This window comes from Ruegeria sp. BB10 (assembly GCF_056535725.1).
The window spans coordinates 1,573,329-1,586,928 of record NZ_JBQFIW010000001.1; the positions used below are offsets into that span (position 1 = coordinate 1,573,329).

Consider the following 13,600-nt stretch of genomic DNA (forward strand, 5'->3'; position numbering starts at 1 on the left):
CATGCACGTCGTCTTCCGCGAAAGCCACGGGCTCGAGGAAACCGAGACCCCGACCGATCTGGGCCAAAGCCCGGCGGATCTGGTGGTGCTGTCCTTTTCGGACAGCGACCTCGGAGCTTTCGCGGCAGGCTGGCATCGCGGTGGCGGAGCTGAGGGGCGGATGCCCACGATGCGGTTGGCCAATCTGACGGCGCTGAAACACCCTCTGTCCGTCGATACCTACGTCGAACAAACTCTGGAAGGTGCGAAAGGCATTCTGATCCGCCTGATCGGCGGCGTGCCTTATTGGTCCTATGGCCTGCAGCAGGTTCTGGCGCTGGCGCAAGACAAGGGCATCGCGCTGGCTGTCCTGCCAGCGGATGGGCGCGAAGATACGCGGTTGGACGACTTTTCCACCCTACCCGTGTCAACTCTGCGGCGGCTGGCGCATCTGTGCGATACCGGCGGCGAAGTTGCAGCGCAGGCCGCGCTGGCACAAATGGCGCTGGCGGCGGGGCTTTATGCAGGCCCTGTGATGGGGGCCAAAACCATCCCCGAGTGCGGCGCCTGGTGCCCTGACCGTGGCGTGATCCCAGTGGAAAAGGCGTTCACGGGCGATGCAAAACGCATTCTCGTGAGTTTCTACCGCGCTTACCTGACCTCTGCGGACACCGCCCCGGTCGCGGCCCTGATCCGTAACCTACGCGCGCGCGGGTTCGAGGCTGTGGGCCTGTTCGCGCCGTCGTTGAAAGCCCCAACCGCCGCCGAATGGTTGCGCGGAAACATCGTAGCAATGCAGCCGTCGGCCATCATCAACGCCACTTCATTCTCGGGCAAGGGCGCGTCTGGCACATCTCCGCTGGACGCGGCTAATGTCCCTGTGTTTCAGGTCGCTTTGTCAACTGCACGTCGCAAGGCCTGGGCCGAGGCGGAACGTGGCCTCTCGCCCGCCGACCTTGCCATGCATGTGGTGTTGCCCGAGGTAGACGGGCGGATTTCGGCGGGCATCGCCTCATTCAAAGAACCCGGGAAACGTGACCCACATCTGGAATACTCGCGATTTGCCCACCGGGTCGAAGATGAACGGATCGAGGCCATCATCGACCGGGTGACCGGGTGGCTAGCTTTGCATGACAAGCCCAAGGCCAATCAAACCCCGGTGCTGGTGCTGTCCACTTACCCTGGTAAGGACTGGCAGATGGCCCATGCTGTGGGGCTGGACGCGCTGGCCTCAGCCGAGGCGATGTTGGCCGATCTGCAGGGCGAAGGGTACGACACCGCCCCCGCCCAACCCATTACCGAAACCCTTATGGATGCAAGGGTATCGTGGCCGCTTGCGGATTATCTGGCGGCGCTGGCCGATCTGCCGGATGAATTGCGCAGGGACCTCGAAACCGTTTGGGGACGGCCCGAGGATGATCCAGCATTAGCAGACGGCGCTTTCAATTTCACCGCTTTGCGTCGTGGCAAGGCCCTGATCGCGCTGCAACCCGAACGCGGCACGCCCGAGTTGCGCGAGGATGATTACCACGACCTCTCACGCACCCCACGCCACGGCTATGTGGCCTTTTATCTGTGGCTGCGCAGAGGGTTGGGCGCGGATGCGCTGATCCATATCGGCGCGCATGGCACGCTGGAATGGCTGCCCGGCAAATCGGTCGCCCTGTCGGCGAATTGCTGGCCCGAGGCGCTGATCCGCGATCTGCCGGTGATCTACCCCTTCATCGTCAATGACCCCGGCGAGGCCGCGCAGGCCAAGCGCCGGATCGGGGCGGTCACGTTGGGTCATATCCCACCCCCGATGAAGGAAAGCGGCACGCCCGACAGGATGGTGCGGCTGGAATCCCTGCTGGACGAGTTTTCGAACGCCGACGGGCTGGACCCCAAGCGCCGGGACCGCCTGCAAGAAGATATCCGGGATGAGGCGCAGGCCATCGGGTTGGAAAGCGATCTGGGTCTGGATCAGGCCACCTGCACTGCCGAGGCAATCACTCGCATCGACCGCTTTGTCTGCGATATCAAGGAAAGCCAGTTCGGTGACGGGTTGCACATCTTTGGTCGCACGCCTGAGGTCACCGGTAATTTCGACCCCGCTCCTTCCGCCCGTGCGGAACGCAGGGCTCTGCTTGACGCGCTGGCGGGAAAACGCATCGAGGCCGGACCGTCCGGCTCACCCTATCGTGGGCGGTCGGATGTGCTGCCTACCGGTCGGAACCTCTATACCACCGATCCGCGCTCGGTTCCTACCCGCGCCGCCTATACCCAAGGCGTGAAGCTGGCCGAAGAGCTGGTGCGGCGGCATTTGCAAGAGGAAGGTGATTATCCCAAGGGCCTGATCGTCGACCTGTGGGGCTCGGCCACCATGCGCACGGCAGGCGAAGAATTCGCCATGGCGCTGCACCTGTTGGGCGTCAAGCCAGTCTGGGACAAGGGGTCCGAGCGAGTGTCAGGCATCGAAGTGCTGCCGATCACCGATCTCAGCCGCCCCCGCCTTGATGTGACCCTGCGCGTATCGGGCCTGTTCCGCGACGTGTTCCCGACGCTTTCGGCACTGTTCGGTCAGGCCGTCCGTGCCTTGTCTGACCGTGATGAAGCCCCGGATTGGAACCCCTATGCCGGGCAAGCCCCTGCCGCGCGAGTCTTTGGCCCCGCGCCCGGCAGCTATGGCGTGAATATGACGCATCTGTCTGAAATCTATACCGATGAAGCCCGCGCGCAGGCGGGTGAAGCATGGCTGCAGGCAAGCTCTTTTGCGTTGGAGGGCGACCATATCGCGCAGGATGTCACCGGCATCACCGAACGCGTCGCCAATGCCGACAGCTTTGTCCACCTGCAGGACCTGACCGAGACCGACCTGCTGCTGGCCAACGACTATGCCACGCACGAGGCCGGGTTTGCCGCTGCCAAGACCGTCACCGGCGGCAGCGCGCAATTGTACCACCTCGACAATACCAACCCCGACACTCCCCGCGCTCGTACCCTGTCCGAAGAAATCAGCCGCGTGGTTCATGCCCGCGCTGCCAATCCCGGCTGGATTGCAGGGATGCAACGGCACGGGTTCCGCGGGGCCGCAGAGATCGCGGCGACGCTGGACCATATGGCGTCTTTTGCCCACCTGTCCGGCACAGTCGCTCCGCACCTGTTCGATCTGTACCACGGTGCCACGCTGGGTGACGCCGAGGTTGACGCCTTCCTGCAAGAGGCCAATCCGCAAGCACATCAAGCCATGCAGGACCGGTTCCGCGCATTGCTTGACGCGGGGTTGTGGAACACACGCCGGAACTCGATCCGCGCGGATCTGGAGGGGTTGGGATGAGCGCCCCCACCTCAAAACCTGTTGTTCAGGGCTGGTGCCCCGGCGCCCATCGTCCGATGATGTCGGGCGACGGACTGGTGGTGCGGGTGCGCCCCCGGTTGGCACGTCTGAATGCGACGCAGGCTTTGGGCTTGTGCGAGTTGGCCGAGCGGTTTGGCAATGGCACCATCGACCTGACCAACCGAGCCAACCTGCAATTACGTGGCGTGAAAGAGGCCGATCATCAATCGTTGCTTTCTGAGCTTTCCGCGCTGGATCTTTTGGACGCCGAGTCGGGCATCGAAGTACGCCGCAACATTCTGGTTTCACCGCTTTACGAAACGGGCGATCTGACCGCGCGGCTGACGCAATCTTTGATCCATCGACTGGCAGACCTGCCCGCCGTGCCTGCGAAATTCGGTTTTGCCATCGACACTGGCCCGGCCCGTCTGATGGCCGCGGATTCTGCGGATATCCGGCTGGAGACCGGCGCGGAGGGCCTGATCCTTCGCGCCGATGGATGCGAGACGGGGCGCGCCGTCTCAGAAGTCGAAGCCATAGACCAGCTTATCGCGTTGGCTGAATGGTTTGCCGAAAACCAAACCTCGGACAATCGCCGCATGGCCCGCGTGGTCGCAGCACAAGCTTTGCCTCTGGAATGGCAAGGCAGCCCAGCCAACGCTGTTGGCTCACTGCTCCAACCTGGCATTTGTGAACTGGGCACACTTTATGGTGCAGCATTCGGGCAACTGCCTGCGCGGCGTCTGTTCAGCTTGATCGAGGACACAGGCGCTTCCGCCCTGCGGGTGACCCCCTGGCGGCTGTTCCTGCTGGAAGGCGGGGCGGCGATCCCGGCCCCGGCCTTTGTCACAGATGGCACCGATCCGCTGATGACCACCGACGCCTGCACCGGTGCACCGTTCTGCCCGCAGGCGCAGGTAGAAACCCGTGCTGTCGCCCGAGCGCTGGCACCGCATGTGGAAGGCAGCCTGCATGTCTCGGGCTGCTCAAAAGGATGCGCCCGAATGGGAACAGCGGATGTCACTTTGGTCGGTCGCGATGGGCGATTTGACCTTGTCAAACACGGCCGCGCAGGGGATGAGCCCTGCCAACGCGGGCTGACCCCCGAAACACTTATGACCATGGACCTGACCTGATGCCCTATGAATATGAAACCGATGGCGCAGCGATCTATAAGGAAAGCTTTGCCACCATTCGGTCCGAGGCCGATCTGGCCCGGTTCGACGCCGACGAAGAGCAGGTTGCCGTCCGCATGATCCATGCCGCCGGGATGGTCGGGCTGGAAGAGTTCGTGCATTTCTCGCCCGGTTTCGTCTCTGCTGCCCGCACCGCTTTGGAAAACGGCGCGCCGATCCTGTGTGACGCGCGTATGGTCAGCGAGGGCGTGACCCGATTCCGCCTGCCCGCCGACAATGAGGTAATCTGCACCCTGCATGACGAACGCGTACGTCCGCTGGCCGCTGAGATGAGCAACACGCGCTCGGCCGCAGCGCTGGAGTTGTGGCGCCCGCATCTTGAAGGTGCTGTTGTGGCCATCGGCAATGCTCCGACTGCCCTGTTCCACCTGTTGAACATGCTGGAAGATCCCGACTGCCCGCGTCCTGCAGCCATCATCGGTTGCCCGGTGGGCTTTGTCGGCGCGGTCGAATCCAAGGACGCTTTGTGGGCGGCGCAACCGGTGCCATCCTGTATCGTCAAAGGTCGTCTGGGCGGCAGCGCCATCACCGTCGCCGCCGTCAACGCCATCGCGAGCCGCGCGGAATGAGCGCGGGCAAGATATACGGCGTCGGCCTTGGCCCCGGCGACCCGGACCTGATGAGCGTTCGGGCCGACCGTCTACTGCGCAATGCGCGCCACGTGGCGTTTTTCCGCAAGCCCGGCCGCAGCGGTCAGGCACGCAAGATCGTCAATGGCATGATTCCCGGCGATGCTGTGGAATTTCCGATGGAATATCCCGTCACCACGGAAATCCCCCTAACCGATCCGCGCTATAACGAGCTGCTGTCTGCCTTCTACAAAGACTGCGCCGCGCATTTAAAAAACCTGTCGGATGAAGGTGAGGATGTGGTGGTTTTGTGTGAAGGTGACCCATTTTTCTATGGGTCTTTCATGCATCTTTACAGCCGCTTGCGTGACGAAGCTGACGTCGAGGTTGTTCCCGCCATCACCGGTATGTCCGGCGCGTGGACGGCAACCGGTGACCCGATCACGTGGGGCGATGATGTCCTGACCGTTCTGGTCGGTACACTCCCCGAAGATACTCTGGCGGAACGCATGGCGCAGACCGATGCTTTGGTGGTGATGAAGATCGGGCGCAACATCGAAAAGGTGAAACGGGCCCTGAAAACGGCTGGCCTGTATGATCGAGCATGGATCGTCGAATACGCTCAGATGCCGAACCAGACCGTGACGAAACTGTCCGAGGCATGTGACAAGGTCACCCCCTACTTCTCGATCATCATCGTGCATGGTCAGGGGCGGCGGCCATGAGCGGTTGGGTCAAGATCGCGGGCCTCGGACCCGGAAACGAGGACCTTGTAACGCCCGAGGTTTCCGCCGCATTGGCCGAGGCCACGGATATCGTCGGCTATATCCCTTACGTCGCGCGCGTGGCCGAACGCCCCGGCCTGACGCTGCACGCCAGCGACAACCGGGTCGAGATTGACAGGTCTCAGCACGCGTTGCAGATGGCGGCCGAGGGGAAACGCGTGGTCGTTGTGTCCTCGGGCGATCCAGGCGTGTTTGCCATGGCGGCCGCCGTGTTTGAGGCGCTGGAAAATGGCCCTGTTGAATGGCGCGAAATTCCCATCGACGTGCTGCCGGGAATCACCGCGATGCTGGCCGCATCGGCGCGTGCTGGGGCACCTTTGGGGCATGATTTCTGTGCCATCAACCTCAGCGACAATCTGAAACCCTGGTTGCTGATCGAGAAACGTCTGCGATTGGCGGCGCAGGGTGATTTCGCGATGGCGTTTTACAACCCGCGCTCAAAATCCCGCCCCGAAGGCTTTGTTAAGACGCTGGAAATCCTGCGCGAGGAATGTGAGCCCGAACGTCTGATCCTGTTCGCCCGCGCCGTATCCCGCGCGGATGAGGCGATCCGGGTTTCGACACTGGCCGAGGCAACGCCGGATATGGCGGACATGCAGACGGTGGTTATCGTGGGATCATCCCTGACCCGTGTGATTGATCGCAACAGCGCCCCGATCGTCTACACCCCGAGGTTCACACCGGAATGAGCCAGCCAGTCCAAAACTTGCGTTACGCTCGTCAGTTCGTGTCGTTGTGGCAGGATCGGACGGTCGATCATCAGTACGGGCAGGCCCAACGCCCGCGCGGCATCAATCTTGGCACGTGCGCCGCTGCCGCCTGCGTTCTTGGACACGACCAATTCGATTTCATGGCGTTGCATCAGCGCCCGGTCATCCGCTTCGGTAAACGGCCCGCGCGACACAACCACATTGCAATTCGGCAAGGGCAATTCACCGGGTTCATCCACCAGCCGCAGCAGGTAGTGGTGTTGGGGCTGGGCGGCGAAGTCCTCAAGGTGCATCCGCCCTACCGCCAGAAAGACACGTTGCGCCAGGCCGGACAGGGCAGCCACTGCGCCGCCGATATCGGGAACGTGCTGCCAGCGATCCCCGTCTTGCGACGTCCAGGCCGGACGAGTCAGCGCAGCCAGCGGCAGCCCGGTATCGCGGCAGGCGGCAATGGCGTTCAGGCTCATTTGTGCAGCAAAGGGATGAGTGGCATCGATCACGTGGGTGATCGCGTGATCCCAAAGGTACTGCGCCAACCCCTGCGCGCCGCCAAATCCACCGACACGCACAGGCAAGGGTTGCGGGCGGGGGTTATCGACCCGTCCGGCATAGGAATAGGTTGCCGGAACGCCCTGCTCGGTCACGGCCTTAGCCAGCGCGTTGGCCTCGGTCGTACCGCCAAGGATCAGGAGGTGTGTCATGCTTAAAGCTCCGTGGCTGACCGTTCTGGGCTTGGGCGAAGATGGACTGGATGGCCTGCCACCGGCAAGCCGTCAAGTGCTGGAACGCGCCGAAATCGTCATGGGCCCGCCGCGGCACCTGTCGCTGATTCCAGAAACCGGCGCGCAGAGGGTTGAGTGGCCTGTGCCTTTCTCCGATGGCCTTCCGATGCTGGCCGGCTTTCGGGGCCGTCCGACTGTGGTTCTCGCCTCGGGCGATCCCTTCTGGTTTGGTGCAGGTTCAGTTATCGCGCGCAATTTCGAGGCTGGCGAATGGACTGCCCTGCCCGGCCAATCGACCTTTTCACTGGCCGCTGCGCGATTGGGCTGGCCGCTAGAGACCACGCTGACCTTCGGCCTGCACGCAGCCCCGCTGACCCGGTTGCGTCCTGATCTGGCACCGGGGGTACGCGCCATCCTGCTGTTGCGGGACGGCAAGGCGGTGGCGGAACTGGCGACCTACCTAACCCAAACTGGATTTCCCGACACCCGCCTGCATGTGATGGAGGCTCTGGGCGGCCCTCGAGAACGGGCGCGCAGTGTATCGCTGACCGAAGCGCTGCTGGGCGGATTCGACCACCCGGTCTGCGTCGGGCTTGAGGTTGCAGGCGAAGGCCGCGCCTTTCCAAAGGCGTCGGGCAAGCCGGACGAGATTTTTGAAACCGATGGCCAAATCACCAAGCGCCCCGTGCGGGCGTTAACTCTGTCGGCACTGGCGCCGCAGCGGGGCGAACACCTTTGGGATATCGGCGGCGGCACGGGTTCGATCAGCATCGAATGGCTGATGTGTGACCCGACCCTGACGGCCACAACCATCGAACCCCGCGCAGATCGCGCCGAACGCATTCGGCGCAACGCTGATACGCTGGGCCAGGACCGATTGAATGTTGTGCACGGCACTGCTCCGGGCTCACTGGGTGGTCTGACCTTGCCGGACGTGGTTTTCATCGGCGGTGGTCTCAGCACCGAACTGATGGAATGGCTGCAAGCCGCCCTACCCAAAGGCACAAGGCTGGTCGCCAACGCGGTGACGTTGGAAAGCGAAGCTTTGCTCGCGCAATGGCAAGACAAACTGGGCGGCGAGCTGTTGCGGATCGAACTGGCACAAGCCTCGGCACTTGGCCCCCGGCGCGGCTGGAAGTCCGCTTATCCGGTGGTGCAGTGGAGCGTCACCCTATGATCGTCGCGGGATTGGGATTCTCATCTACGGCCACGTTGGACAGCCTGCGCGCGGCCTTTGACCGGGCCAGCGACGGGCAGCGCGTGGATGCGCTGGCCACGGTGGCGGACAAAGACGGACATCCTGCGTTGATCGAATTCGCCTCGGCCATCGCACTGCCCTTGCATTTCGTCGCCCCTGCCGATCTGGCAGGGCAGCGCACGCTCACCTGCTCGAACCGCAGCCGCGCCACGTATGGCACCGGCAGCGTGGCCGAAGCATCCGCCCTTGCCGCTGCCGGATCCGGCGCTCGACTGACCTCACCCAGACAAATCTCAGACGACCGGCTGGCCACCTGCGCCATAGCCATCGGAGGACAAACATGACTGTTCATTTCATTGGCGCCGGACCGGGCGCTGCCGACCTGCTGACTCTGCGCGGACGTGATATCATCGCGTCTTGCCCGGTATGCCTTTACGCCGGGTCGCTGGTGCCCGAGGAAATCCTTGGTCACTGTCCCGAGGACGCAAAGATCATAAACACCGCGTCGATGGATCTGGATCAGATCATGGCCGAGATCGAGACCGCACATCAGGCTGGTCAGGATGTGGCGCGCCTGCATTCCGGCGACCTGTCGGTCTGGTCAGCGATGGGTGAACAAATCAGACGGCTGAAAGAGATGGGCATCCCGGTCAGCGTGACGCCGGGCGTGCCGTCCTTTGCTGCTGCGGCGGCTTCACTGGGAACCGAGCTGACCCTGCCTGGACTGGCACAATCCGTGGTGCTGACCCGGACGCCGGGCCGTGCATCCTCGATGCCCGAAGGTGAGACGCTGGAGAATTTTGCCCGCACTGGTGCGACTTTGGCCATTCACCTGTCGATCGGCAATCTGGACAAGGTGATTGCCGATCTGACCCCCGCCTATGGCGCGGACTGCCCGGTGGCCGTGGTGTATCGCGCCAGTTGGCCGGATGAGAGGATCATCCGCGCCACGCTGGACACCTTGAAAGAGGCGCTGGATGAAAGCATCTCGCGCACCGCATTGATCATGGTGGGCCCGGCGCTGGCAGGCGAAGGGTTCGATGAAAGCTGCCTGTATTCAAAGGATTACGACCGTCGCTATCGCCCCCAAAGCGCCGATAGCCCGTGGTCAAGCTGGAGCCACGGTGATGACTAACCCCCCGGGTCTTCTGATTTCTGCCCCGTCCTCGGGAACAGGTAAGACGACGGTCATGCTGGGCCTGTTGCGGGCCTTGGCCGAGGATGGGCTGACCGTGCAACCGTTCAAAAGCGGCCCGGACTATATCGACCCTGCCTTTCATAATGCTGCTGCCGGGCGCTCCTCGTTCAATTTGGACAGTTGGGCTATGGGTGACCCGTTGCTGAGTGCGATTTCGGCGCAGGCTGAGGGTGCGGATATCGTGGTCGCCGAGGGATCGATGGGGCTGTTTGACGGCGTCGCCAAGCCGGGCGAGCTGGGGCACGGGTCCAGCGCCGAAACCGCCCAGCGCATGGGCTGGCCTGTGGTGCTGGTGCTGGATGTGGGCGGTCAGGCGCAATCAGCGGCGGCAACTGCACTGGGGTTTCGGATGTACAACCCCGACCTGCCGTTTGCCGGTGTGATCCTGAACCGTTGCGCAAGCCCCCGGCACGAGCGTCTGACCCGTCTGGGTATGGAGCGCGCCGGTCTGCCGGTTCTGGGCGTTTTGCCCCGGCGCGGTGATCTGACCCTGCCGGAACGCCATCTGGGCCTGATACAGGCGGTCGAGCATCCTGATCTGGAAAGCGCAATTGTCGGCTATGCCGCGTTTCTGCGCGAACATGTGGATCTTGAGGCGTTCAAGGTGGCGGCTTCCTCAGGCCCCAATGGGCCATCGTCAGCCGCGCTACCGCGCCCTCCGGCGCAACGGATTGCGCTGGCCCGCGATGCCGCGTTTTCCTTTACCTATCCGCATTTGCTGGAAGGTTGGCGCGCGGCGGGTGCAGAAATTCTGCCGTTTTCACCTCTGGCGAACGAGGCACCTGCTGCCGATGCCGATCTGGTCTGGCTGCCCGGTGGCTATCCGGAATTGCATGCGGGCACACTGGCTGCCGCCGACACGTTCCAGACCGGACTGCGCAAACACGCTGAATCCAAACCCGTGCATGGAGAATGCGGTGGATACATGGCGCTGGGTCAGGCCTTGATCGACAAAGAGGGCGAGCGACATCAGATGGCAGGCCTGCTGCGGCTGGTGACCTCGTATGAAAAGCGCAAGTTCAATCTGGGGTATCGGCGCGCAGAATTGCTGGCCCCGATGCCCGGTTTTGCAGCCGACACGGCTCTGCGGGGGCATGAATTCCATTATTCTTCGATCGTAGAACAGCCGGACGCACCGCTGGCGCGGGTGTTTGATGCTGAAGGTGCTGAAGGGCCGCAAACAGGTTCGGTGCGCGGGAACGTCACCGGTACGTTCTTTCACCTGATCGCCGAGGCCTCGGCATGAGCGGTTTCGTATCCTTCATAGGTTCCGGCCCCGGCGATCCTGATCTTTTGACCCTGAAAGCAGTCGACCGGATGCAAAAAGCAGATGCGGTGCTGTTTGATGACCTCAGCAGCGGCCCGATCCTAAGTCATGCGCATGACGATGCAGATCTGGTGGGCGTGGGCAAACGGGCCGGGCGACCCTCACCCAAGCAGGATCACGTAAGCCGCCTGTTGGTGGATTACGCCAAGACCGGTGCTCGCGTGGTGCGATTGAAATCTGGTGATGGCGGGTTGTTCGGCAGACTGGAGGAAGAACTGGTTGCCCTGCGTGCGGCCGGGATCGAATATGAAATCATCCCTGGCATCCCCTCGGCGGTTGCGGCGGCGGCGGCAGCAGGAATACCCCTGACACGACGCCTGACTGCGCGGCGGGTGCAATTTGTCACTGGCCACGATGTCAGTGGTAAACTGCCCGAAGATCTGAACCTGCCCGCGCTGGCCGATCCGGATGCAACGACTGTGGTGTTCATGGGCAAACGGACCTTTCCCCTGTTGGTAAATGCGCTGCATGAGCATGGCCTGCCGCTGGAAACACCAGCCCTGATAGCCGAATCCGTATCGACTCCCGACCAGAGCCTGCACCGTGCAACAATTGGCGCGCTGTCGCAAAAGCTGGAGGCCGAGATCGGCACAGCCCCGGCGCTGATCCTGTATGGCCCGTTGGCAGAGTTCGACAATGTTTGAGTTGTCTCTAATCGGAATTGGCACTGGCAACCCGGATCACGTGACCTTGCAAGGGGCAAATGCCATCCGCGATGCAGACCTGATCCTGATCCCGCACAAGGGCGAGAACAAGGCTGATCTGGCCGGGTTGCGCGAAGAGATCATTGCAGCTGTGACTGACACTCCGCCGCAGATCGCCTATTTCGACATTCCCAAGCGTCGGGCCGATGATGGTTATCTGCGCGGGGTCGACGAATGGCATGATGCCATTGCAGTGCGCTGGCACGAGGCGATTGCGGCCCACCCGAATGCGCGACAAGTGGCGCTGCTGATCTGGGGCGACCCGTCGCTTTATGACAGCTCGTTGCGAATCGCGTCGCGGCTGGACCCTGAGCTCACGACACGGGTGATCCCAGGCATCACCGCGCTGCAGGCATTGACGGCCGCCCACGCCATCCCGATCAATGATCTGGGCGCGCCTTATGTTGTGACCACGGGACGGCGGATCAGGGATGAAGGCTGGCCGGCAAATGCCTCGAAAGTAGCAGTAATGCTGGATGGCGAGTGTTCGTTTCAAACCCTGGACATGGCCGATTATGACATCTGGTGGGGTGCCTATGTCGGCATGAAAGAGGAAATCCTGATCAAAGGCGCTTTGACCGATGTGGCGCAGGAGATTCTGGACACCCGCGCCAAGGCACGTGCCGATCATGGCTGGATCATGGATATCTATTTGCTGAAAAAGCGCGTGATCTGACCTAAAAGGTCGCAAATGACGATTGCACCAGCGGCACCATAGAGGCTAAATGAACGCGTCTGGTCCTGCCGGAGACATCCGGATGCTAAGAGGGAATGTGGTGCGACTGCCATGGCAGCCAAATCCACAGCCGCCCCCGCGACTGTAAGCGGAGAGCCCCTGTTCAACCAGCCACTCCTGTTCTCAGGGGGAAGGCGAACAGAGGCATCGACCCGCAAGCCAGGAGACCTGCCAGGCGACAATTGAAACACCGGCCGTCGGGTGCGGCGGCAAAGGAGAATAAAAGATGGCAACACAAACGCAAACAGCATCCGCCTCGCGCGCTGGTATCCTTCCGGTCATGTTCGCGGTGGTACTGGGTCTGGGTATCATCACCCTGACCGGTCACGTACAGGCCGCGGCGCTGCATGACGCAGCACACGACGTGCGCCACGCGACCGGCTTCCCCTGCCACTAAGTCCATGTTCAGTCGTATACTGACCAGCGCGTTGTTCGCTGGTGCTGCAGCGGGGCTGATAGCCGCCTTGCTGCAGTTGGTCTTTGTACAACCTGTTTTGCTGCACGCAGAGCTGTACGAATCCGGTGAGTTGGTGCACTTCGGGGCCGAGGCCGTTTCGGCGCATCCCGAATTGCCGGGCATGTTTTCGGAACTGACCCGCGACGCGCTGAGCGTCATTTTCACCATGCTGACCTATACCGGTTACGCGCTGCTGATGGTTGCCCTGATGTCCGTGGCCGAAGGCCAGGGCCACACGATTGATGGCCGCACCGGCGTGCTGTGGGGTCTGGCTGGGTTCATCGCCTTTCATCTAGCGCCTGGCTTTACCCTGGCACCAGAGGTGCCTGGTGTAGCGGCGGCTGACGTCTATGCCCGACAGGTCTGGTGGTTTGCCACTGTTGGTGCCGCGCTTGTTGCGCTGTGGTTGATTGCGTTTGGCGGCAACCTGATCAGCTATGTGATCGCAGCAGCCCTGTTGCTGGCACCCCATCTGATCGGTGCGCCCGAACCGGATGTGTTCACCGGCCCCGTCCCGACCGAGATCGGCGCTCTGTTTGCCGCTCGCGCCTTTGGCATCGGTCTGGTGGCCTGGGTTCTGGTCGGTGCCTTTGCCGGGTATTTCTGGCAAAGCGAAGGCAAACGCGTCGAAGCAGCGGCCTGATCCTCTCATATAATGACGCGCCGGGTTCTGCCCGGCGCGTTTCTTTTTGCCCTAAAGGAA

14 protein-coding genes and 1 riboswitch are annotated in these 13,600 nt (G+C 62.5%); of the genes, 13 read left to right on the forward strand and 1 reads right to left on the reverse strand.

Translation table 11 applies throughout. The features are described 5' to 3' along the window. Position 1 precedes the first annotated feature (1 nt). Genes cobN through cobJ form a run of 5 tightly spaced genes read left to right on the forward strand, consistent with a single transcriptional unit; the run spans position 2 to position 6,534 of the window. Positions 2–3,295, forward strand: a complete 3,294-nt coding sequence (gene cobN, locus ACR3EP_RS07995; protein ID WP_480637199.1) for a cobaltochelatase subunit CobN — start codon at positions 2–4, stop codon at positions 3,293–3,295. Continuing rightward, positions 3,292–4,431, forward strand: coding sequence for a cobalamin biosynthesis protein CobG (locus tag ACR3EP_RS08000; RefSeq protein ID WP_480637200.1), 1,140 nt, complete (start codon positions 3,292–3,294; stop codon positions 4,429–4,431). The genes cobN and ACR3EP_RS08000 overlap by 4 nt, the downstream gene beginning before the upstream one ends. Then, positions 4,431–5,060 carry a precorrin-8X methylmutase gene (locus tag ACR3EP_RS08005; RefSeq protein WP_170349248.1) on the forward strand — a complete coding sequence of 210 codons (630 nt, stop codon included), beginning with the start codon at positions 4,431–4,433 and terminating at the stop codon, positions 5,058–5,060. Before ACR3EP_RS08000 ends, ACR3EP_RS08005 begins: the two co-directional genes overlap by 1 nt. Continuing rightward, positions 5,057–5,785, forward strand: a complete 729-nt coding sequence (locus ACR3EP_RS08010) for a precorrin-2 C(20)-methyltransferase (protein WP_425080360.1) — start codon at positions 5,057–5,059, stop codon at positions 5,783–5,785. The genes ACR3EP_RS08005 and ACR3EP_RS08010 overlap by 4 nt, the downstream gene beginning before the upstream one ends. Further along, positions 5,782–6,534, forward strand: coding sequence for a precorrin-3B C(17)-methyltransferase (cobJ, locus tag ACR3EP_RS08015; RefSeq protein WP_480637203.1), 753 nt, complete (start codon positions 5,782–5,784; stop codon positions 6,532–6,534). The genes ACR3EP_RS08010 and cobJ overlap by 4 nt, the downstream gene beginning before the upstream one ends. On the opposite strand, the gene ACR3EP_RS08020 is transcribed toward cobJ, so the two are convergent. Continuing rightward, complete coding sequence (locus ACR3EP_RS08020) at positions 6,507–7,256, reverse strand: cobalt-precorrin-6A reductase (RefSeq protein ID WP_480637205.1); 750 nt, start codon at positions 7,254–7,256, stop codon at positions 6,507–6,509. The two genes, cobJ and ACR3EP_RS08020, sit on opposite strands and share 28 nt — an antisense overlap. Here ACR3EP_RS08020 and cbiE point away from each other — a divergent pair. The 8 genes from cbiE (at position 7,255) to ACR3EP_RS08060 (ending at position 13,540) form a co-directional block, all read left to right on the forward strand. Beyond that, on the forward strand, positions 7,255–8,454 hold the full coding sequence (gene cbiE, locus ACR3EP_RS08025; protein WP_480637207.1) for a precorrin-6y C5,15-methyltransferase (decarboxylating) subunit CbiE: 1,200 nt from the start codon (positions 7,255–7,257) through the stop codon (positions 8,452–8,454). The genes ACR3EP_RS08020 and cbiE overlap by 2 nt on opposite strands. Continuing rightward, the gene (locus tag ACR3EP_RS08030) at positions 8,451–8,819 is read left to right on the forward strand and encodes a cobalamin biosynthesis protein (protein ID WP_170349253.1); all 369 of its coding nucleotides are present in this window, start codon (positions 8,451–8,453) and stop codon (positions 8,817–8,819) included. The genes cbiE and ACR3EP_RS08030 overlap by 4 nt, the downstream gene beginning before the upstream one ends. Continuing rightward, complete coding sequence (cobM, locus tag ACR3EP_RS08035) at positions 8,816–9,610, forward strand: precorrin-4 C(11)-methyltransferase (protein WP_170349254.1); 795 nt, start codon at positions 8,816–8,818, stop codon at positions 9,608–9,610. Before ACR3EP_RS08030 ends, cobM begins: the two co-directional genes overlap by 4 nt. Continuing rightward, positions 9,603–10,919, forward strand: a complete 1,317-nt coding sequence (locus ACR3EP_RS08040) for a cobyrinic acid a,c-diamide synthase CobB (RefSeq protein WP_480637209.1) — start codon at positions 9,603–9,605, stop codon at positions 10,917–10,919. The genes cobM and ACR3EP_RS08040 overlap by 8 nt, the downstream gene beginning before the upstream one ends. After that, positions 10,916–11,644: a uroporphyrinogen-III C-methyltransferase gene (cobA, locus tag ACR3EP_RS08045; protein ID WP_480637211.1), complete on the forward strand. Its 729-nt coding sequence runs from the start codon at positions 10,916–10,918 to the stop codon at positions 11,642–11,644. Before ACR3EP_RS08040 ends, cobA begins: the two co-directional genes overlap by 4 nt. After that, positions 11,637–12,380, forward strand: coding sequence for a precorrin-6A synthase (deacetylating) (gene cobF / locus ACR3EP_RS08050; protein ID WP_480637213.1), 744 nt, complete (start codon positions 11,637–11,639; stop codon positions 12,378–12,380). Before cobA ends, cobF begins: the two co-directional genes overlap by 8 nt. A gap of 43 nt (positions 12,381–12,423) precedes the next feature. Beyond that, a riboswitch (cobalamin riboswitch) is annotated at positions 12,424–12,630 on the forward strand. A gap of 36 nt (positions 12,631–12,666) precedes the next feature. Further along, entirely contained in the window at positions 12,667–12,837 is a 171-nt protein-coding gene (locus ACR3EP_RS08055) for a CbtB domain-containing protein (protein ID WP_170349258.1), read from the forward strand. A gap of 4 nt (positions 12,838–12,841) precedes the next feature. Beyond that, positions 12,842–13,540 (forward strand): CbtA family protein, encoded by a 699-nt coding sequence (locus tag ACR3EP_RS08060; protein WP_170359221.1) that lies wholly within the window; start codon positions 12,842–12,844, stop codon positions 13,538–13,540. Positions 13,541–13,600: the final 60 nt, after the last annotated feature.